This is a genomic window from Pseudomonas sp. EA_65y_Pfl1_P113 (assembly GCF_963970525.1).
GTDB classification, from domain to species: Bacteria; Pseudomonadota; Gammaproteobacteria; order Pseudomonadales; family Pseudomonadaceae; genus Aquipseudomonas; species Aquipseudomonas tritici.
The window spans coordinates 85,890-103,303 of the sequence record NZ_CAXAQM010000004.1; the positions used below are offsets into that span (position 1 = coordinate 85,890).

Here is a 17,414-nt window from a genome sequence, read left to right on the forward strand (position 1 = left end):
GCTCATCCCTTAAAGATCGTGATGCAAGTACTCCGCCTGTTTAGGCAGGCGCAAGCTGAACAGGAAAGCCACTGCCATCATGCCGGTGACGTACCAGTAAAAAGTGTTTTCCATGCCCATGGATTTCAGGCCCAAGGCCACGTATTCCGCCGAACCGCCGAAGATCGCATTGGCCACCGCATAGGCCAGGCCCACACCCAATGCACGTACGTGCGGTGGGAACATTTCCGCTTTCACCAGGCCGCTGATAGAGGTATAGAAGCTGACAATGGCCAGCGCCAGGGAGATCAGCACAAAAGCCAGGAACGGGCTGGTCACGGTTTTCAGGGTCAGCAGGATCGGTACCGTGCACAGGGTGCCGAGGGCACCGAACCAGAGCATCGAGTTACGCCGGCCGATCTTGTCCGAAAGCATGCCGAACAGTGGCTGCATGCACATGTACACGAACAGCGCGCCGGTCATGATGTAGCTGGCGGTCTTGGCATGCATCCCGGCAGTGTTCACCAGGTACTTCTGCATGTAGGTGGTAAAGGTGTAGAAAATCAGCGAGCCGCCGGCGGTGTAGCCGAGCACGGTGATAAACGCCGCCTTATGGTTGCGGAACAGCGCGGCGATGCTGCCGGCGTCCTTGTCCTGGCGCATTTCCTTACTGGCGGTTTCCTTGAGGGTGCGACGCAGCAGCAGCGAGATCATCGCCGCCACCGCGCCGATCACGAACGGAATCCGCCAGCCCCAGGCGCGCAATTCGTCTTCGGTGAGGATCTGTTGCAGGATCACCACCACCAGCACAGCCAGCAATTGCCCGCCGATCAGGGTTACGTACTGGAACGAGGCGAAGAAACCGCGCTGGCCCTTGAGCGCGACTTCACTCATATAGGTCGCGGTGGTGCCGTATTCGCCACCCACTGACAAGCCTTGGAAAAGTCGTGCCGCCAACAGCAACGCCGGGGCCCAGGCGCCGATGTCTTTGTAAGTCGGCAGGAAGGCAATGACCAGCGAGCCGGCGCACATCATCAGCACCGAGATCATCATCGAGTTCTTACGGCCGTGCTTGTCGGCCACCCTACCAAACAGCCAGCCGCCGATAGGCCGCATCAGGAACCCGGCGGCGAACACACCCGCAGTGTTGAGCAGTTGGACCGTGGGGTCGTCCGACGGGAAAAACGCTGGGGCGAAGTAGATGGCGCAGAAGGCGTAGACGTAGAAGTCGAACCATTCGACGAGGTTGCCGGACGAAGCACCGACAATCGCAAAAATCCGTTTGCTGCGTTCTTCTCCGGTGTAGTGACTGGTGGTTGTTGTCATGTTTTTTTCACTCAGTGGGAACGGTTATAGCCTAGACATACTTTGCAACAACCATGTTCCGCATTTGAAGCAGTGACAAGTTTCAAGCGGCAAGCTGCAAGAGAAGAGCGACAGCGATCGCCTGCTTTTCCTTGTAGCTTGCCGCTTGAAACTTGCCGCTGCTACCGATCAATAATCGAAGAACACCGTTTCCTTATTCGTCCCCTGCAACACCACATTCCACTGATGCACACCCGCCGCATCCGGCTTGGCAATCAAGGTGCTACGCCGCTCCGCCGCCACACACGCCAACAACGGGTCATCCCCATTCATCGGCTCACCGTCAAAATAAATCCGCGTCAGCAGGTGCTTCACCAACCCTCGCGCAAACACCAGCACGACCAGATGCGGCGCCTGGGTCGTGCCCTTCAACCCCGGCACGGCGCCCGGCTTGATGGTGGTAAAGCGAAATCGCCCTTCTGCATCCACCGGCACGCGGCCGAAACCTTCGAAGTTCGGGTCCAGCGCTTTGTCCTGCTCATCTTCGGGGTGGTCATATTTACCGGCGGCGTTGGCCTGCCAGACTTCAAGCATGGCGTCGTTGACGACATCGCCGTTGCCATCCACCACTTGCCCGCTGATCGCCACACGCTCGCCAAGGGTGGCGGCCACGGTCAGGTCTTCGCGGTTCAGCCAGGTCAGGCCAATGTGGTAATAAGGCCCAACGGTGTGGGACGTGGTCGCGTTGAGTGTCATCTTATTTCTCCATCGGCGTGGCGTCGCGGCCGCGAAGGACAATGTCCCAACGGTAGCAGAGGGCGTAGTGCGGGACGGTTTTTTCCAGGTCGAAACGGGCGATCAGGCGTTCCTTGGCCGAGGTATCCGGCACGCAGTTGTAGATCGGGTCGTATTCCAACAGCGGGTCGCCGGGGAAGTACATCTGCGTGACCAGGCGCGTCAGCACACTCGGGCCAAACAGCGAAAAGTGGATATGCGCCGGGCGCCAGGCGTTGTGGTGATTGCCCCATGGGTAGGCACCGGGCTTGATGGTCTGGAACTGGTACCCGCCGTCAGCGTCGGTCACGGTGCGACCGGTGCCGGTGAAATTCGGGTCCAGCGGTGCATCGTGCAGGTCGCGTTGGTGGTTGTAGCGGCCGGCGGCGTTAGCCTGCCAGATTTCCACAAGAATGCCCGGCACCGGCAGGCCATTCTCGTCCAGCACGCGGCCGTGAATGATGATGCGCTCGCCCTGGGGTTCGCCCTCATGCTGGGCAGTGAGGTCATTGTCCTTCTCATTGATCCGTTCGGCGCCGATCGTCGGGCCGGTGATTTCCGACAAAGAGTGTGGCAAGAACACCAACGGCTGGGACGGCGAGCGCAGGTTTGTCGACTGGTAGGCCGGGTGCAGGTAATCAGGTTGGGTGCCCGCTTGCGGGCGTCGGTATCCGGGCTTGTCACTCATGGAACAATCCTCTCGTGTTAGATGCGTTCAATCGCCAGGGCCAAGCCTTGTCCGACGCCCACGCACAGGGTCGCCAGGCCTTTGCGGCCGCCGGTTTTTTCGAGTTGATGCAAGGCGGTCAGCACCAGCCGCGCGCCACTCATGCCCAACGGGTGGCCGAGGGCGATGGCACCACCATTCGGGTTGACCTGCGGCGCGTCGTCGGCGATGCCCAGTTCACGCAGCACCGCCAGGCCTTGGCTGGCGAAGGCTTCGTTGAGTTCGATCACATCAAAGTCGGTGACCGCCAGGCCCAGCCGCTCCACCAGTTTGCGCACCGCCGGCACCGGGCCGATGCCCATCACGCGCGGTGCGACGCCAGCGCTGGCCATGCCCAACACGCGGGCGCGGGCGGTCAAGCCGTGTTTCTTGACGGCGTCGGCGGAGGCCAGGATCAACGCTGCCGCACCGTCATTCACACCCGACGCATTGCCAGCGGTGACGGTTTTGTCAGGGCCGTTGACCGGTTTGAGTTTGGCCAGGGTTTCCAGCGTGGTGTCACGTGGATGTTCATCCTGCTCGACAACAGTCTCGCCTTTTTTATGGGCAACCCGCACCGGCACGATTTCTTCGGCGAAGAACCCAGCGGCTTGCGCGGCAGCGGTGCGTTGCTGACTGCGCAGGGCGAAGGCGTCCTGGTCGGCGCGGGATACGTGGTAATCGTCAGCGACGTTATCGGCGGTCTGCGGCATGGCATCCACGCCGTACTGGGCCTTCATCAACGGGTTGATAAAGCGCCAGCCGATGGTGGTGTCTTCCAGCTTCATGTTGCGCGAAAACGCCGCGTCGGCCTTGCCCATCACGAACGGCGCACGGGACATCGACTCGACGCCACCGGCAATCGCCAGCTCCATTTCACCGCTGGCAATGGCGCGGAAGGCCGTGCCGATGGCGTCCATGCCCGAGGCGCACAGGCGGTTGAGCGTCACGCCTGGAATGCTCTCCGGCAGGCCCGCCAGCAACAGCGCCATGCGTGCCACGTTACGATTGTCTTCGCCGGCCTGGTTGGCACAACCGAGGAACACCTCATCAACCGCACTCCAATCCACCGAAGGGTTGCGCTCGATCAGCGCTTTGATCGGCAACGCCGCCAAATCATCGGCACGCACGGTGGACAAGCCACCGCCGAAACGGCCGATGGGGGTACGAATGGCGTCACAGATAAATACGTCGCGCATCAGGCTTCTCCCGGCGCTTGGCCATGGGCCGCCGCGGTACGTGCTTCAAGGTCACGCAAAGCGGTCAGCTCTACATCGGTCGGTTCAGCGGTGGTGTCGACCTTGTCGGCAAATCGAATCGCCCAGCCGGTCGCCGCCACTACCTGTTCACGGGTAACACCGGGGTGCAGCGCGGTAACCACGAATTCGTGGGTGCCCTCTTCAGGCTCCATAATGCACAGGTCGGTAATAATCCCTACCGGTCCCGCGCCTGGCAGGCCCAGGCGTTTGCGCGAGTCGCCGCCTTCGCCGTGGCCGACCGAGGTGATGAAGTCCAGCTTGTCGACAAACGAACGCGCCGACTGTTTGAGGATGATCAGCACGCTCTTGGCGGAACCGGCGATCTCCGGCGCGCCACCGGCACCCGGCAGGCGCACTTTAGGCTGGTGGTAGTCACCGACCACGGTGGTATTGATATTGCCGAAACGGTCGACCTGGGCCGCACCAAGAAAGCCCACGTCAATGCGCCCGCCCTGCAGCCAATAGCGAAAGATCTCACCGGTCGGCACCACGGTGTCAGCGGTTTCCGCCAGCTCGCCGTCGCCGATGGACAGCGGCAATACGCTGGGCTTGGCGCCAATCGGGCCGGACTCGTAGATCAGCACCACATCCGGCGACGAGGTCAGGCGCGCCAGGTTGGCCGCCTTCGACGGCAGGCCGATGCCAACAAAGCAGACGGAGCCGTTCTTGAGGCGCCGCGCGGCGGCGACGGTCATCATTTCATGGGTCGAGTAAGCCATTACTTGGCCTCCTGGGCGGCGGCCAGCTTGGCCTGGAATTCAGTGAAATCGGCAGTGCCATGGATGTATTCGTCAATCCAGGCGGTAAAGGTCCCACGGTCGCGTGCGATTGGGTCCCACGCCTGATAGAAGCGGTTATCCCGCTCGTTGTAACCATGGGCGTAGGAAGGGTGGGCGCCACCGGGTACATGGCACACCGCAGTCAGGGCCCAGGTCGGCAACACGCAGCTGTTCATCGGCGCGTTGAGGTCATCGACGATTTCCTCGACGGTGACGATGCAACGCTTGGCCGCCAGTGCCGCTTCCTTCTGCACGCCAAGAATGCCCCAGAGCAACACGTTGCCCTTGCGGTCGGCTTTTTGCGCATGGATCACGGTGACATCCGGACGCACCGACGGCACCGCAGCGAGCACTTCGCCGGTGAACGGACAGGTCACGGTCTTGATCAGCGGGTTGACCTTGGGCAAGTCGGAACCGGCGTAGGCACGCAGTACCGCGAAGGGTAGGCCGGAAGCACCGGCGACGTAGGCATTGGCCAGGTCGGCGTGGCTGTGCTCTTCGATCTCCAGCGGTTGCGGCCATTGCTTCTCGACCGCATCGCGCAGGCGATGCAGGGAGCCAACGCCCGGGTTGCCGCCCCAGGAAAAAATCAGCTTGCGGGCGCAACCGGCACCGATCAACTGGTCGTAGACCAGGTCAGGCGTCATACGCACCAGCGTCAGGTCTTTCTTACCCTGACGAATGATTTCATGACCCGCTGCCGTAGGGATCAGATGAGTGAAGCCTTCCAGAGCGACGGTGTCGCCGTCGTTCACAAATTGCTTCACCGCGTCACGCAGCGCGAGGATTTCAGCCATGGGGTTCGGGCTCCCAGTGTGGATCGAAAAAGGCGCTGAGGTGGCGCCGAAGTGCTTGAAGATTAAGCTGGGGAAATGAGCCAAACAATCCGATAATCGACTAAGCGTTCGATAATCGAACATATTGTTGCCTTGCTAATCATCTGAAGGGACTCGGTCAATGTGGGAGCTGGCTTGCAATACGCATCAGGTCGCGTCGGCGTGGCTGACCATGCCTTTGATCACCACGGCGGCCGTCGCCAATGCAGCCGGAATCACCAGCGCGGTGAGCACCTGCTCGAAGTTCCAACCCAAGCCAAGCAAGGTGGCGCCCATCCAAGCGCCAAGGATCGCGCCGAAGCGGCCGATGCCGAGCATCCACGACACGCCGGTGGCGCGCCCCTGGGTCGGGTAGAAGCGTGCGGCCAGGGACGGCATTGCCGACTGCGCACCGTTGACGCACATCCCGGCGATCAGCACCAAGGTCGCCAGCACGGTGATATTGCCCAGGCTCTGCCCTACCGCGTAGGCAAACACCCCGGCCAGCAAGTAGAAAATGCCGATGACCTTGTGAGGGTTGAACCGGTCCATCGCCCACCCCACGCCCACCGCGCTCAACACACCACCAAACTGGAACAAGGCGCCGATAAACGCGGCCTGCTCCATGCTGGCGCCGCTGTCGCGCATGAGCGTCGGGAGCCAACTGGTGAGCAGGTACACGATCACCAGGCCCATGAAGTAGGTGAGCCACAGCAATAACGTACCGACGCTGTAGGTGCCGGAAAAAATCACCGCGAACACGTTGCGCGCCTTGACGGTTTTTTGTTCAGGCACGCTGAAGCGGGTGGCCTGGGCAACGATTGAAGGCTCGATGGGTGACAAGGTTTTGCGCACCTTGTCGGAGCCGCGATTGCGCACCACCAGAAAACGCGCCGACTCCGGCAGCCACACCAACAACACCACCGCCAGGATCAACGGCAGGATGCCGCCGATCAGCAGCAGGCTGTGCCAACCGAACGCCGGGATCAGCTTGGCCGAAATAAACCCGCCGCCGGCCATGCCCAGGTTGAAGCCGCAGAACATGCTGGTCACCAGCAGCGACTTAAGGCGTTCCGGGGTGTATTCGGACAGCAGCGTGGTGGCATTCGGCATGCCGGCCCCCAGGCCCAGCCCGGTGAGAAAGCGCAGCACCAGCAACTGATCAACGTTGGCGCTGTAGGCAGACGCCAGGCTGAACGCACCAAACACCAACACCGCGCCTACCAGCACCACCTTGCGCCCGAAGCGATCCGCCAGCGGGCCGGAGCCGAGCGCGCCGAAGACCATTCCGATCAACGCGGCGCTCATCACCGGGCCGAGGCTGGCGCGGTCGATGCCCCAATCCTGGGACAGCGCAGGCGCGATAAAGCCCATGGCGGCCGTGTCGAGGCCATCAAGGAAGACAATCAGGAAACACAGGATCACCACGCGCCACTGATAGCGTGACAGTGGCTGGGTGTTGATGAAGGACTGGACGTCCAGCGTGGTACCGACAGAGGGCTGAGTCATTATTGTTATTTCCACACCGATGGCGGGCTGACGACCTGGGGTCGTCGTTATTATTTGGCGCTGACAGCGCTGCCGCACCTTAATAAGCCTGAGGAAACACCGTCAATTGATCAAACCAGGATCTGTGCGGTCACCGAACAGCTTAGGCAAACAGCTGCGCACTCAGCTCGCAGCTGGCACTCAGCATGCTCGGCAAGAAGCGCTGTTCCAGCTCAGCACGGCTGACCCGTCCGGCGTGGGTGCTGACGTTCAGCGCGGCCAACACTTGGCCCGAGGCGTCATACACCGGCACGGCGATGGAACGCAGGCCCTGCTCAAGCTCTTGGTCGACGATGCACCAGCCCTGTTGACGCACTTGCTGCAGACATTCGAACAAGGCCTGCGGCGTGGTCAAGGTGCGGCTGGTCTTGGTTTGCAGGTCGGCGTGGTCGAGATAATCCTGCAGCGAGGCGTCGTCCAGCGCCGCGAGCAATATGCGGCCCATGGAGGTGCAATAGGCCGGCAACCGCCCACCCACCGACAGGTCCACGGAAATCAGGCGCTGGGTGGTGGCCGAACGGGCGATATAGAGGATGTCGTCGCCTTCGAGGGTGGCCATGTTGCAGGCTTCGTGAAGCTGCTCACTCATGCGGTCCAGGTACGGTTGGGCCGAGACCGCCAGTGGCGTGGACGACAGGTAGGCATGGCCCAGGGTCAGGACTTTGGGCAGCAGCGAATAGGTACGCCCGTCGGTGGTGGCGTAACCGAGCTTGATCAAGGTGTGCAGGCAACGGCGCACGGCGGCGCGGGGGATCTCGGTGCGATGACTGATCTGGGCGATGGTGAGATGGCGCTTGCGCTCCTGGAACGCTTGCACCACCGCCAGGCCACGGGCGAGGGAGGTCATGAAGTCCGGATCACCGGTGAACGCCTGGATACGCTTGGCCGGGGACGCAACGATCGGCGGCGCCACTGACGCGAAAGAGTTGCGCAATTGATCGTTCATGTCGGGGTCCTTACTCTTATTGTCAACCGCAGGGGAGGTTTGGCTGCTATTACAAGTCGCGTCGGCCGCGTGCACAAGGCGGGGCCGAGAACATTGTGCGATTATCGGACAGTCATTCGATTATCGCAATTTGCTGGCGCCCTCCCCTGGCCAGCCAGCGGAACGCAGTAAAATGAAGTCAGACTTAATAAAGTCTGAAGTTGGGTTCATTTTATGACGCCAGAATTCACGAAATTAGCGACACACCCGTGTAACAAAATGCTCACACAAAGTTGACGCTTTTTAACTTTATGCCGATAGTGTTATTCAAATGCACCGCTATAATGCACCCTGTGTACAGGTCTGCCCGGTTTACTCTCGAAAGCAGCGCTCGCCCGGTGATGCACGCTGTGCATTGACGACCGCAACTACCTGCTTTGAATGACTGCACTAACAGTGTGGCCGCCCGTCCCTATTTCAAACTCGGACATTTTCACGGTTCAACTTGGAAGACGCCAGGAACGGCATTCAGGCATAACGCTGCAACGTATTTACACTCAACTTAATTAGGTAACGATGTGACGAAAGATGAACTGCGCGCGGAACTTGAGCGCCAGGAGCAACGTTACAAGGACGTTTACGGCGGGGAAGTCACCACCTACGCCGCCCAGCCTGAGCCTGAACGCAAACCCTGGCGCAAGCGAGCCAGTCTCCTCGACCAGGCGTTTGCCCAAGAAATCCAAAAGATTGAACAGGAACTCAAAACCGAAGAGCCATAAGCGATTCGGTTTGGCACTCAAGGTTTTGGCCTCGGTTGCTGGCATATAGCCAGCAACCGGCCACCTTGCATTGCACCACCAGCTGTAAAATTTCATACAAATGTTTCAGACGTGACGTTTTTGTGACAACCCCCTACCCCGCAACCCCTCTGCTTTATGAATCAAAGACTTGCCAAAGCCCCGAAATCCCTGGGATGCGCACCCTAGCGCCGGTTTTTTTCAAGGAAGATTGTTACCGATGAGCAGCTAGTGCATCGATTACTGAGGTTTTCTGGCATAATCGCGCCCCCTTACGACCGGGTCAGAAAACCTTCATGATCGATTTATTCAGCGGACTGGATGCTTGGGTTCTAGTGAGCCTGCTGCTCGCCCTGGCCTTTGTCCTCGCCTTCGAGTTCATCAATGGCTTTCATGACACCGCTAACGCGGTGGCCACAGTCATCTATACCAAAGCCATGCCGCCGCACCTGGCCGTGTTCTTCTCCGGGGTGTTCAACTTCCTCGGCGTGTTGCTCGGTGGTGTCGGTGTCGCCTACGCCATCGTGCATTTGCTGCCGGTGGAGTTGCTGATTAATGTGAACACCGGCCATGGATTGGCGATGGTCTTCTCTTTATTGGCTGCGGCGATCACCTGGAACCTGGGCACCTGGTACTTCGGTATTCCCGCGTCCAGCTCCCACACCCTGATCGGCTCGATCCTTGGTGTCGGCCTGGCCAATGCGCTGATCAACGACATCCCCCTGGCTGACGGTGTGAATTGGCAGAAGGCGATCGATATCGGCGCCTCCCTGGTGTTCTCGCCGATGGCCGGCTTTCTGGTCGCAGCCCTTGTGCTGATTGGCCTGAAGTGGTGGCGCCCGCTGTCGAAGATGCACAAGACCCCGGACCAGCGCCGCAAACTTGATGACAAGAAGCACCCGCCGTTCTGGAACCGCTTGGTATTGGTGATTTCTGCCATGGCGGTGAGCTTCGTGCACGGCTCCAACGACGGTCAGAAAGGTATCGGCCTGATCATGCTGGTGCTGATCGGCATCGTGCCCGCGCAGTTTGTACTCGACCTGGGCAGCACCACTTACCAGATCGAGCGTACCCGCGACGCGACCTTGCACCTGAACCAGTTCTACCAGCGCAACCACGAGACTCTGGGTGAATTCCTGGCCTTGGGTAAAAGCGTGAAGGATGACCTGCCGGGCAAGTTCCGTTGTAACCCGCAGCAGACCGAGCCGACCATCAACGCGCTGCTGGGTACTTTGAAAGGTGTCTCCGACTACCATTCGTTGACCGCCGATCACCGCATTGAAGTGCGCCGCTACCTGCTCTGCCTGGACGATACCGCAAAGAAAGTCGGCAAATTGCCAGGTCTGCCGGCGCGTGAGAAGTCCGACCTCGACAAGCTGCGCAAAGACCTGACCGCCACCACCGAATACGCGCCGTTCTGGGTCATCCTCGCCGTCGCACTGGCCTTGGGCCTGGGCACCATGGTGGGCTGGAAACGTGTGGTACTGACCATCGGCGAGAAGATCGGCAAGCAGGGTATGACCTATGCCCAAGGCATGTCGGCACAGATCACCACCGCGACCATGATTGGCTTTGCCAACATCTTCGCGCTGCCAGTGTCCACTACCCACGTGCTCTCTTCGGGCGTGGCCGGCACCATGGTCGCGAACAAAAGCGGCCTGCAAGGCGGCACCGTCAAAACCATCCTGATGGCCTGGGTATTGACGCTGCCGGCAACCGTGGGCTTGTCGGCCGGGTTGTTCTGGCTGGCCTCCTGGGCACTCGGTAGCTGATAGCCTAGCAGCCATAAAAAAGGTGCGATCCGCGAGGGTCGCACCTTTTTTTATGCCCCGACTCCATACCCAAAGTTGATCTTCAGCGATCAAATAACAGGCAAAAAAAGGGCGACCGAAGTCGCCCAAAATGCCTTGCGTGCTCATGTAACCCGGAAAAACCTATGATTTTTTACGCTTGTTCGCGTCTTTCCAGATAAAAAATCCAAACCCTACAAAAAACATCACCATGAGGCTCACTGTCAGCACTCCGGCAAACACCACATTATCGAAAAACATGACCGGCCTCCTGCACTTGCCCTGTTGCGATAGGGCTAAGTTAATGGAGAAGGCGGATTGAAAAATTGACGGGGATCAATGTCGCCCACGACGGGGCGTAAAGAAGGGAAATAACTGACCTGCATCAACGGATGCAGGCTGTTTCAACGCTTTTTGGGCTTGTTCTTAGGTTTCTTCTTCACTTTGCCGAGCGGCATTGCCTGTTCAAACGCTTGGCGTACTTCATTCAAGCGCTTGTCATTGAGGTCGTGCACCCGCTTGGCGCGTTCGGCATTCAGGTCGATCAGTTTGTCGTCTTCACTCATGGCTTGGCTTACGTGGTGGCTAGAATGGCTCAATAATGCGGCCTCCCCCGCCCAACGGCAAATCAGCGGGCGACAAAAGGCAGGCCATCCCACAAAATCGGTACTTTTCCCTATCAGGAGACGCACTCAGGTGGCACTGCACAAGGACCTTCCGCCGTTGCTGGCGCTGCGCGCCTTTGAAGCCGTGGCGCGGCATTTGAGTTTTATCAAGGCCGCGAACGAGTTGTCGGTGACCCAGAGCGCCCTGAGTCATCAAGTACAGAAACTTGAGCAACACTTGGGCAAACCGCTGTTTATCCGACGCACGCGCGCGATTGACCTGACTGCCGACGGCCAACGTTACTACGATGAAATCAGCCCGGCCCTTGGCGCCATTGCCGCCGCTACCCGTGCCCAACGCGTGCCCCCTAGCGCCACGGTATTGCGCATCGGCTTGCTGGCCTCCTTTGCCACCCTGTGGCTGGCACCACGCCTGGCCGGTTTTCTCAACCGCTACGCGCACATCCAAGTGGAGTTGTTGCCGGCGATCCAGCTGGCGAACGTCGCAGCCGCCGAGGTCGACCTGGCCATCCGCTATGGCAAGGGCGATTGGCCCGATGTACAGGCCACGCTACTGATGCCGGAAATCCTCTCCCCGGTGTGCAGCCCGGCGTTCAAGGCCCGGCATGACGGCCCGCTGCTGATGGCCACTTCGCACCGCCCGTTTGAATGGACCGATTGGTCTGAGCATTACCACGTCGACCTCGCCAACCACCCCCGTGTGATGCTGCACGACTACAACATCGTGGTTGAAGCCGCTTTGGCTGGCCAAGGCATCGCCATGGGCCGTCATCGCCTGATCGAGCGCAAGCTCCTGGACGGCAGCCTGGTACAAGCCTTCGATTGGCCGCCCTATCACAGCGACATTGGCTACTGGCTCGTCGCCCCGCAGGGCACGACGAGTGAAGCAGCCGTATGTTTCAGCCAGTGGCTGAAGGAAACCTGCGCCGACGCGTGAGTGATTTCGATACGTCGCGTGAGATCTATCCGTTTGTCGCCTATCTGAGCAACCAACATGCTGAAACCTCCTGACTCAAGAGGATTCATCATGAGCGACTCCATCCGCCAACGCGTGCAAGCGCTCGGTCTCACGCTGCCCGTCCCCAGCCAACCGGCTGCCAACTACATCAGCCACGTCATCAGCCAGAACCAGTTGTTCATCTCTGGGCAAATTCCACTGGTGGACGGTAAACCTGCCTACGTGGGCCGGCTGGGTGAATCCTTGAGTGACGAAGAAGGCGCACAAGCGGCGGAACTCGCCGTGTTGAGCCTGCTGGCTCAGTTGAACGATGCGCTGGGTGATGACCTGTCACGCCTGATGCGCACGCTGCGCCTGGGCGTTTTTATCGCCAGCCACGCTGATTTCAAGCAACAGAGCGTGGTCGCCAATGGTGCCTCCAACCTGTTGGTCAACGCCCTCGGCGAAAAAGGTCGGCATGTGCGTACCGCCGTGGGCGTTTCCAGCCTTCCGGCCGGCGTGGCGGTGGAGGTTGATGCGATTTTTGAGTTGCGCCCATGAGCCCGCGCGAAATCCAACAATTGCGGGATGCAACACCAGGCTGCCAGTCCGGCATCGTGCATTTCAACCATGCCGGCGCCTCGCTGCCCAGCCAGGCGACCCTCGACGCAATCATCGCGCAGCTGCAACGCGAAGCCCGCGACGGTCCGATGGAGGCCGGCGAACACGGCGAGGCGCTGCTAGAAAAAGCCCGCAGCGCCGCCGGGCAGTTACTCAATGCGCCGGCGTCCTCAATTGCCTTTGCCAGCAGCGGTTCGACCGCCTGGAGCATGGCCTTCCAGGCCTTGGGCCGCTGGCAGCCCGGCGACCGCATTCTGGTGGGCCGTCACGAGTGGGGCGGTAACCTGGCGAGCATGGAACTGGCCGTGCAAGCCGGAGCACGGATCGAAGTCATCCCCTGCGATGACAGTGGAGCGGCCTGCCCAGTGGCGCTGGCATCAATGATCGATGCCCATGTGAAGTTGATCGACCTCACTTGGCTGCCGGCCAACGGTGGCCTGATCAACCCCGCCCAGGCCATCGGCGAGGTCGCCAGGCGCCACGCCATCCCTTATTTCATCGACGCCGGCCAAGCCGTCGGCCAGATGCCAGTAGATGTGCAGGCGCTGCAGTGTGATGTGCTCAAGTCGGCCGGTCGAAAACACCTGCGCGGGCCACGTGGTACAGCGCTGTTGTATGTGCGCCCGGCGTTTCTCGAGCGATTGAAGCCTGCTCAGCGTGACGTGTTTTCAGCGCCATGGACCGCCCAGGGGTTCGACCTGCGCAACGATGCCCGCCGCTTTGAAACCAGCGAGACGTCGTTTGCCTTGCTGGCCGGGCTGGGCAATGCGTTGCAGGAGATGAATCGACTGGGCATCGAGCGTGTCTGGGAGCAAGTGTCGCAGACCAGTGAGCGAATTCGCGAAGCGTTGCGTGAGATGCCGGGCATCTCCCTGCATGACTTGGGCGCCCGTCAATCAGGCTTGATCGCTTTCAACCTGGCCGGTTGGGACGCCTTCGAACTCAAACGGCGCCTGGGCTTGAAGCGCATCAATATCGGCGCTAACGGCGTGGCGTATACCCCGCTGGATATGCAAGCGCGAGGCCTGCAAAGCGTGGCGCGGATTTCAGTCAGCCCGCTCAACAACGAGGACGATATCGCGTTGCTGTCAGCGGCCTTACGCGAGTTGCGCGACTAAACCTCGACATCGACCCACAGGCCCTGGCGCGGCGCGTCTTCGATCAGTGGAATCACCGGCACGGTGTTGTCGGCGTTGAGCACATCCCCCGGAATGGCCAGGTGCTGCTCTGGATCTTCATCGGCTTCACGCCGGCGCTTCTGTTGTTCCTGCTGGCGGCGTTGTTCTTCGCGCAGCAAAAACGCCGAAGTCTCGGCGTCGCCCTTTTTCAGGTCGATGGTGCTCTCATTGGAGCTCGGCTGAACGGGCACCACGGGCGGGATATCCGGCTTCTGGCGCACCGGATCAAGTTGTGACGTCACCGGCACAACGCTGACGGGCAACATGGGTGGCAGCATAATGATTACTCTCCTGATCAACAGGCTGTCGGCGGGTTGCAGGGTGACTTGAGCAGAAGCTCGCCAGGCTGTGACCCAGTCGACACTGGCAAGTGCCCGCCACCCGTCGATTCAGCGCTGAATGCGTCCACCAAACGGAGTAGTTTTTGTCAGAGTCCTTTGGATGAGGGCCTTGTTCCGTTAAGATAGTCGGCTTTTTCACGGCGGGAGTCAGGCAGCATGGCGCAGCAGTATCAACCGGGGCAACGCTGGATTAGTGACAGCGAAGCAGAGCTGGGGTTAGGCACCGTTCTGGCACAGGACGGCCGCTTGTTGACCGTGCTCTATCCGGCCACTGGCGACACTCGCCAGTATGCGCTACGGAATGCGCCCCTCACCCGCGTAAGGTTTTCGCCGGGCGACTCCATCACCCATTTCGAAGGCTGGAAGATGACCGTGCAGGAAGTCGACGATGTCGACGGCTTGCTGGTGTACCACGGCCTCAAAGGGGAGAACGAGCAGGTCACCCTGCCGGAAACCCAACTCTCCAACTTTATCCAGTTCCGCCTGGCCAGCGACCGTCTGTTCGCCGGGCAGATCGACCCGCTGGCCTGGTTCTCGCTGCGCTACCACACCCTGGAACATACCAGCCGCCAATTGCAGTCCTCGCTGTGGGGCCTGGGCGGCGTGCGCGCGCAACCTATCGCGCACCAACTGCACATCGCCCGTGAAGTCGCTGACCGTATCGCGCCTCGGGTATTGCTGGCCGACGAAGTAGGCTTGGGCAAGACCATCGAAGCCGGCCTGGTGATCCATCGCCAACTGCTCTCGGGCCGCGCCAATCGCGTTCTGATCCTCGTCCCGGAAAACCTGCAGCACCAGTGGCTGGTAGAAATGCGCCGGCGCTTCAACCTGCAAGTCGCGCTGTTCGACGAAGAACGTTTTATCGAAAGCGATGCCGCCAACCCGTTCGAAGACACCCAACTGGCGCTGGTCGCGCTGGAATGGCTGGTGGACGACGAGAAGGCCCAGGACGCACTGTTCGCGGCTGGCTGGGACTTGCTGGTCGTCGACGAAGCCCACCACCTGGTGTGGCATGAAGAGAAAGCCAGCCCCGAATACACATTGGTCGAACAGTTGGCTGAAGTGATTCCCGGCGTGCTGCTGCTCACCGCCACCCCGGAACAACTGGGCCAGGACAGCCACTTCGCGCGCCTGCGCCTGCTGGACCCGAACCGTTTCCACGACCTGCACGCCTTCCGCGCCGAAAGCGAAAACTATCGCCCGGTGGCCGAAGCGGTACAAGAGCTGTTGGACAAAGGTCGCCTGTCGCCAAAAGCCCACAAGACCATCCAGGGTTTCCTCGGCAACGAAGGCGAAGCACTGCTCACCGCCGTCAACGATGGCGACACCGAAGCCAGCGCGCGTTTGGTGCGTGAGCTGCTCGACCGCCACGGCACCGGGCGCGTGCTGTTCCGTAACACCCGCGCCGCCGTGCAGGGCTTCCCGGAGCGTAAGCTGCACGCTTACCCGCTGCCGAACCCGGACGAATACCTTGAGCTGCCGCTGGGCGAGCACGCCGAGCTTTATCCGGAAGTCAGCTTCCAGTCGCAGCCGGACATCGAAGAAGAAAACCGCTGGTGGCGCTTCGACCCACGGGTCGAGTGGCTGATCGACCAGCTGAAAATGCTCAAGCGCACCAAGGTCCTGGTGATCTGCGCCCACGCCGAAACCGCGATGGACCTGGAAGACGCCCTGCGAGTGCGCTCCGGCATTCCGGCCACGGTGTTCCACGAGGGCATGAACATCCTCGAGCGTGACCGCGCCGCCGCTTACTTCGCCGATGAAGAGTTTGGCGCCCAGGTGCTGATCTGCTCCGAGATCGGCAGTGAAGGCCGTAACTTCCAGTTCTCCCACCATTTGGTGCTGTTCGACCTGCCGTCCCACCCTGACTTGCTGGAACAACGGATCGGCCGTCTGGACCGGATCGGCCAGAAGCATGTGATCGAACTGCACGTGCCTTACTTGGAAACCAGCCCGCAAGAGCGTCTGTTCCAGTGGTACCACGAAGCGCTGAACGCGTTTCTCAATACCTGCCCGACCGGCAACGCCTTGCAGCACCAGTTCGGCCCGCGCCTGCTGCCGCTGCTGGAAAACGGCGACGACGGCGAGTGGCAAGCCTTGATCGACGAGGCCCGCGCCGAACGCGAGCGCCTGGAGCAGGAGCTGCACACCGGTCGCGACCGCTTGCTGGAGCTCAACTCCGGCGGCGCGGGTGAAGGTGATGCACTGGTGGAAGACATCCTTGAACAAGACGACCAGTTCGCCCTGCCGATCTATATGGAAACCTTGTTCAACGCGTTTGGCATCGACAGCGAAGACCATTCGGAAAACGCGCTGATCCTCAAGCCCAGCGAAAAAATGCTCGACGCCAGCTTCCCCCTGGGCGACGACGAAGGTGTGACCATCACCTACGACCGGAACCAGGCACTGTCGCGCGAAGACATGCAGTTCATCACTTGGGAACACCCGATGGTGCAAGGCGGCATGGACCTGGTGCTGTCCGGCTCCATGGGCAACACCGCCGTGGCGCTGATCAAGAACAAGGCCCTCAAGCCGGGCACCGTGTTGCTGGAGCTGCTTTACGTCAGCGAAGTGGTAGCGCCGCGCGCGCTGCAACTGGGTCGTTACCTGCCGCCGGCGGCACTGCGCTGTCTGCTGGACGCCAATGGCAACGACCTGTCGGGCCGCGTGTCGTTCGAAACCCTCAACGACCAGTTGGAAAGCGTGCCTCGGGCCAGCGCCAACAAGTTTATCCAGGCCCAGCGCGACCATCTGACGCCACGGATCAACGCCGGCGAAGAGAAGATCACCCCGCGCCACGCCGAGCGCGTAGCCGATGCCAAACGTCGCCTGGCGGCGGACACTGACGAAGAGCTGGCGCGCCTGACCGCGTTGCAAGCGGTCAACCCGACCGTGCGTGACAGCGAGCTGGTTGCCCTGCGCAACCAGCGCGAGCAAGGCTTGGCCATGCTGGATAAAGCGGCGCTGCGACTGGAGGCGATTCGGGTGTTGGTGGCGGGTTGATTACCGCCCTACTCCGCTAACAAGAAGGCCC

17 protein-coding genes are annotated in these 17,414 nt (G+C 60.7%); 6 read left to right on the forward strand and 11 right to left on the reverse strand.

Annotated elements, in window-relative coordinates; translation table 11 throughout:
• Positions 1-9: 9 nt before the first annotated feature.
• The 8 genes from AACY52_RS05875 to pcaR all read right to left on the reverse strand — a co-directional run bounded on the left by AACY52_RS05875 (position 10) and on the right by pcaR (position 8,111).
• The gene (locus tag AACY52_RS05875; RefSeq protein WP_339415005.1) at positions 10-1,305 is read right to left on the reverse strand and encodes an MFS family transporter; all 1,296 of its coding nucleotides are present in this window, start codon (positions 1,303-1,305) and stop codon (positions 10-12) included.
• A 168-nt stretch (positions 1,306-1,473) separates the two neighbouring features.
• Positions 1,474-2,040, reverse strand: a complete 567-nt coding sequence (gene pcaG, locus AACY52_RS05880; RefSeq protein WP_339415006.1) for a protocatechuate 3,4-dioxygenase subunit alpha — start codon at positions 2,038-2,040, stop codon at positions 1,474-1,476.
• A 1-nt stretch (position 2,041) separates the two neighbouring features.
• On the reverse strand, positions 2,042-2,746 hold the full coding sequence (gene pcaH / locus AACY52_RS05885; protein WP_339415007.1) for a protocatechuate 3,4-dioxygenase subunit beta: 705 nt from the start codon (positions 2,744-2,746) through the stop codon (positions 2,042-2,044).
• A gap of 17 nt (positions 2,747-2,763) precedes the next feature.
• Positions 2,764-3,966, reverse strand: a complete 1,203-nt coding sequence (pcaF, locus tag AACY52_RS05890) for a 3-oxoadipyl-CoA thiolase (RefSeq protein WP_339415053.1) — start codon at positions 3,964-3,966, stop codon at positions 2,764-2,766.
• Positions 3,963-4,742, reverse strand: a complete 780-nt coding sequence (locus AACY52_RS05895) for a CoA-transferase subunit beta (RefSeq protein WP_339415008.1) — start codon at positions 4,740-4,742, stop codon at positions 3,963-3,965. The genes pcaF and AACY52_RS05895 overlap by 4 nt, the downstream gene beginning before the upstream one ends.
• Positions 4,742-5,599 (reverse strand): CoA transferase subunit A, encoded by an 858-nt coding sequence (locus AACY52_RS05900; RefSeq protein ID WP_339415009.1) that lies wholly within the window; start codon positions 5,597-5,599, stop codon positions 4,742-4,744. Before AACY52_RS05900 ends, AACY52_RS05895 begins: the two co-directional genes overlap by 1 nt.
• A gap of 186 nt (positions 5,600-5,785) precedes the next feature.
• The gene (locus tag AACY52_RS05905; protein WP_339427812.1) at positions 5,786-7,126 is read right to left on the reverse strand and encodes an MFS transporter; all 1,341 of its coding nucleotides are present in this window, start codon (positions 7,124-7,126) and stop codon (positions 5,786-5,788) included.
• Between the two features lie 142 nt (positions 7,127-7,268).
• Positions 7,269-8,111: a pca regulon transcriptional regulator PcaR gene (gene pcaR, locus AACY52_RS05910; RefSeq protein WP_314564805.1), complete on the reverse strand. Its 843-nt coding sequence runs from the start codon at positions 8,109-8,111 to the stop codon at positions 7,269-7,271.
• A 557-nt stretch (positions 8,112-8,668) separates the two neighbouring features.
• Here pcaR and AACY52_RS05915 point away from each other — a divergent pair.
• Together AACY52_RS05915 and AACY52_RS05920 are read left to right on the forward strand one after the other, a co-directional pair.
• Entirely contained in the window at positions 8,669-8,869 is a 201-nt protein-coding gene (locus AACY52_RS05915; RefSeq protein ID WP_003189295.1) for a hypothetical protein, read from the forward strand.
• Positions 8,870-9,183: 314 nt separating this feature from the next.
• Positions 9,184-10,659 carry an inorganic phosphate transporter gene (locus tag AACY52_RS05920; protein WP_049709598.1) on the forward strand — a complete coding sequence of 492 codons (1,476 nt, stop codon included), beginning with the start codon at positions 9,184-9,186 and terminating at the stop codon, positions 10,657-10,659.
• Between the two features lie 162 nt (positions 10,660-10,821).
• On the opposite strand, the gene ccoM is transcribed toward AACY52_RS05920, so the two are convergent.
• The gene (gene ccoM / locus AACY52_RS05925; protein WP_305884516.1) at positions 10,822-10,938 is read right to left on the reverse strand and encodes a cytochrome c oxidase subunit CcoM; all 117 of its coding nucleotides are present in this window, start codon (positions 10,936-10,938) and stop codon (positions 10,822-10,824) included.
• Between the two features lie 143 nt (positions 10,939-11,081).
• Positions 11,082-11,243 (reverse strand): hypothetical protein, encoded by a 162-nt coding sequence (locus AACY52_RS05930; protein WP_017137225.1) that lies wholly within the window; start codon positions 11,241-11,243, stop codon positions 11,082-11,084.
• Between the two features lie 130 nt (positions 11,244-11,373).
• On the opposite strand from AACY52_RS05930, the gene AACY52_RS05935 reads away from it, so the two are divergent.
• The 3 genes from AACY52_RS05935 to AACY52_RS05945 all read left to right on the forward strand — a co-directional run bounded on the left by AACY52_RS05935 (position 11,374) and on the right by AACY52_RS05945 (position 13,979).
• Positions 11,374-12,240: a LysR substrate-binding domain-containing protein gene (locus AACY52_RS05935; protein ID WP_339560347.1), complete on the forward strand. Its 867-nt coding sequence runs from the start codon at positions 11,374-11,376 to the stop codon at positions 12,238-12,240.
• 90 nt (positions 12,241-12,330) lie between these two features.
• On the forward strand, positions 12,331-12,801 hold the full coding sequence (locus tag AACY52_RS05940) for a RidA family protein (protein ID WP_339415011.1): 471 nt from the start codon (positions 12,331-12,333) through the stop codon (positions 12,799-12,801).
• Positions 12,798-13,979 carry an aminotransferase class V-fold PLP-dependent enzyme gene (locus AACY52_RS05945; protein ID WP_339530460.1) on the forward strand — a complete coding sequence of 394 codons (1,182 nt, stop codon included), beginning with the start codon at positions 12,798-12,800 and terminating at the stop codon, positions 13,977-13,979. Before AACY52_RS05940 ends, AACY52_RS05945 begins: the two co-directional genes overlap by 4 nt.
• Here AACY52_RS05945 and AACY52_RS05950 read toward each other — a convergent pair.
• Positions 13,976-14,317 carry an aspartate-semialdehyde dehydrogenase gene (locus AACY52_RS05950; RefSeq protein ID WP_339435920.1) on the reverse strand — a complete coding sequence of 114 codons (342 nt, stop codon included), beginning with the start codon at positions 14,315-14,317 and terminating at the stop codon, positions 13,976-13,978. The genes AACY52_RS05945 and AACY52_RS05950 overlap by 4 nt on opposite strands.
• Positions 14,318-14,536: 219 nt before the next feature.
• On the opposite strand from AACY52_RS05950, the gene rapA reads away from it, so the two are divergent.
• Positions 14,537-17,383: an RNA polymerase-associated protein RapA gene (gene rapA / locus AACY52_RS05955; protein ID WP_339415014.1), complete on the forward strand. Its 2,847-nt coding sequence runs from the start codon at positions 14,537-14,539 to the stop codon at positions 17,381-17,383.
• Positions 17,384-17,414 lie beyond the last annotated feature (31 nt).

What these genes read in the sequence shown, in the direction of transcription:
- AACY52_RS05875 (WP_339415005.1), bottom strand. Translation starts at nt 1,305, where the DNA reads ATGACAACAACCACCAGTCACTACACCGGAGAAGAACGCAGCAAACGG.
- pcaG (WP_339415006.1), bottom strand. Translation starts at nt 2,040, where the DNA reads ATGACACTCAACGCGACCACGTCCCACACCGTTGGGCCTTATTACCAC.
- pcaH (WP_339415007.1), bottom strand. Translation starts at nt 2,746, where the DNA reads ATGAGTGACAAGCCCGGATACCGACGCCCGCAAGCGGGCACCCAACCT.
- AACY52_RS05895 (WP_339415008.1), bottom strand. Translation starts at nt 4,742, where the DNA reads ATGGCTTACTCGACCCATGAAATGATGACCGTCGCCGCCGCGCGGCGC.
- AACY52_RS05900 (WP_339415009.1), bottom strand. Translation starts at nt 5,599, where the DNA reads ATGGCTGAAATCCTCGCGCTGCGTGACGCGGTGAAGCAATTTGTGAAC.
- AACY52_RS05905 (WP_339427812.1), bottom strand. Translation starts at nt 7,126, where the DNA reads ATGACTCAGCCCTCTGTCGGTACCACGCTGGACGTCCAGTCCTTCATC.
- pcaR (WP_314564805.1), bottom strand. Translation starts at nt 8,111, where the DNA reads ATGAACGATCAATTGCGCAACTCTTTCGCGTCAGTGGCGCCGCCGATC.
- AACY52_RS05920 (WP_049709598.1), top strand. Translation starts at nt 9,184, where the DNA reads ATGATCGATTTATTCAGCGGACTGGATGCTTGGGTTCTAGTGAGCCTG.
- ccoM (WP_305884516.1), bottom strand. Translation starts at nt 10,938, where the DNA reads ATGTTTTTCGATAATGTGGTGTTTGCCGGAGTGCTGACAGTGAGCCTC.
- AACY52_RS05930 (WP_017137225.1), bottom strand. Translation starts at nt 11,243, where the DNA reads ATGAGTGAAGACGACAAACTGATCGACCTGAATGCCGAACGCGCCAAG.
- AACY52_RS05940 (WP_339415011.1), top strand. Translation starts at nt 12,331, where the DNA reads ATGAGCGACTCCATCCGCCAACGCGTGCAAGCGCTCGGTCTCACGCTG.
- AACY52_RS05945 (WP_339530460.1), top strand. Translation starts at nt 12,798, where the DNA reads ATGAGCCCGCGCGAAATCCAACAATTGCGGGATGCAACACCAGGCTGC.
- AACY52_RS05950 (WP_339435920.1), bottom strand. Translation starts at nt 14,317, where the DNA reads ATGCTGCCACCCATGTTGCCCGTCAGCGTTGTGCCGGTGACGTCACAA.
- rapA (WP_339415014.1), top strand. Translation starts at nt 14,537, where the DNA reads ATGGCGCAGCAGTATCAACCGGGGCAACGCTGGATTAGTGACAGCGAA.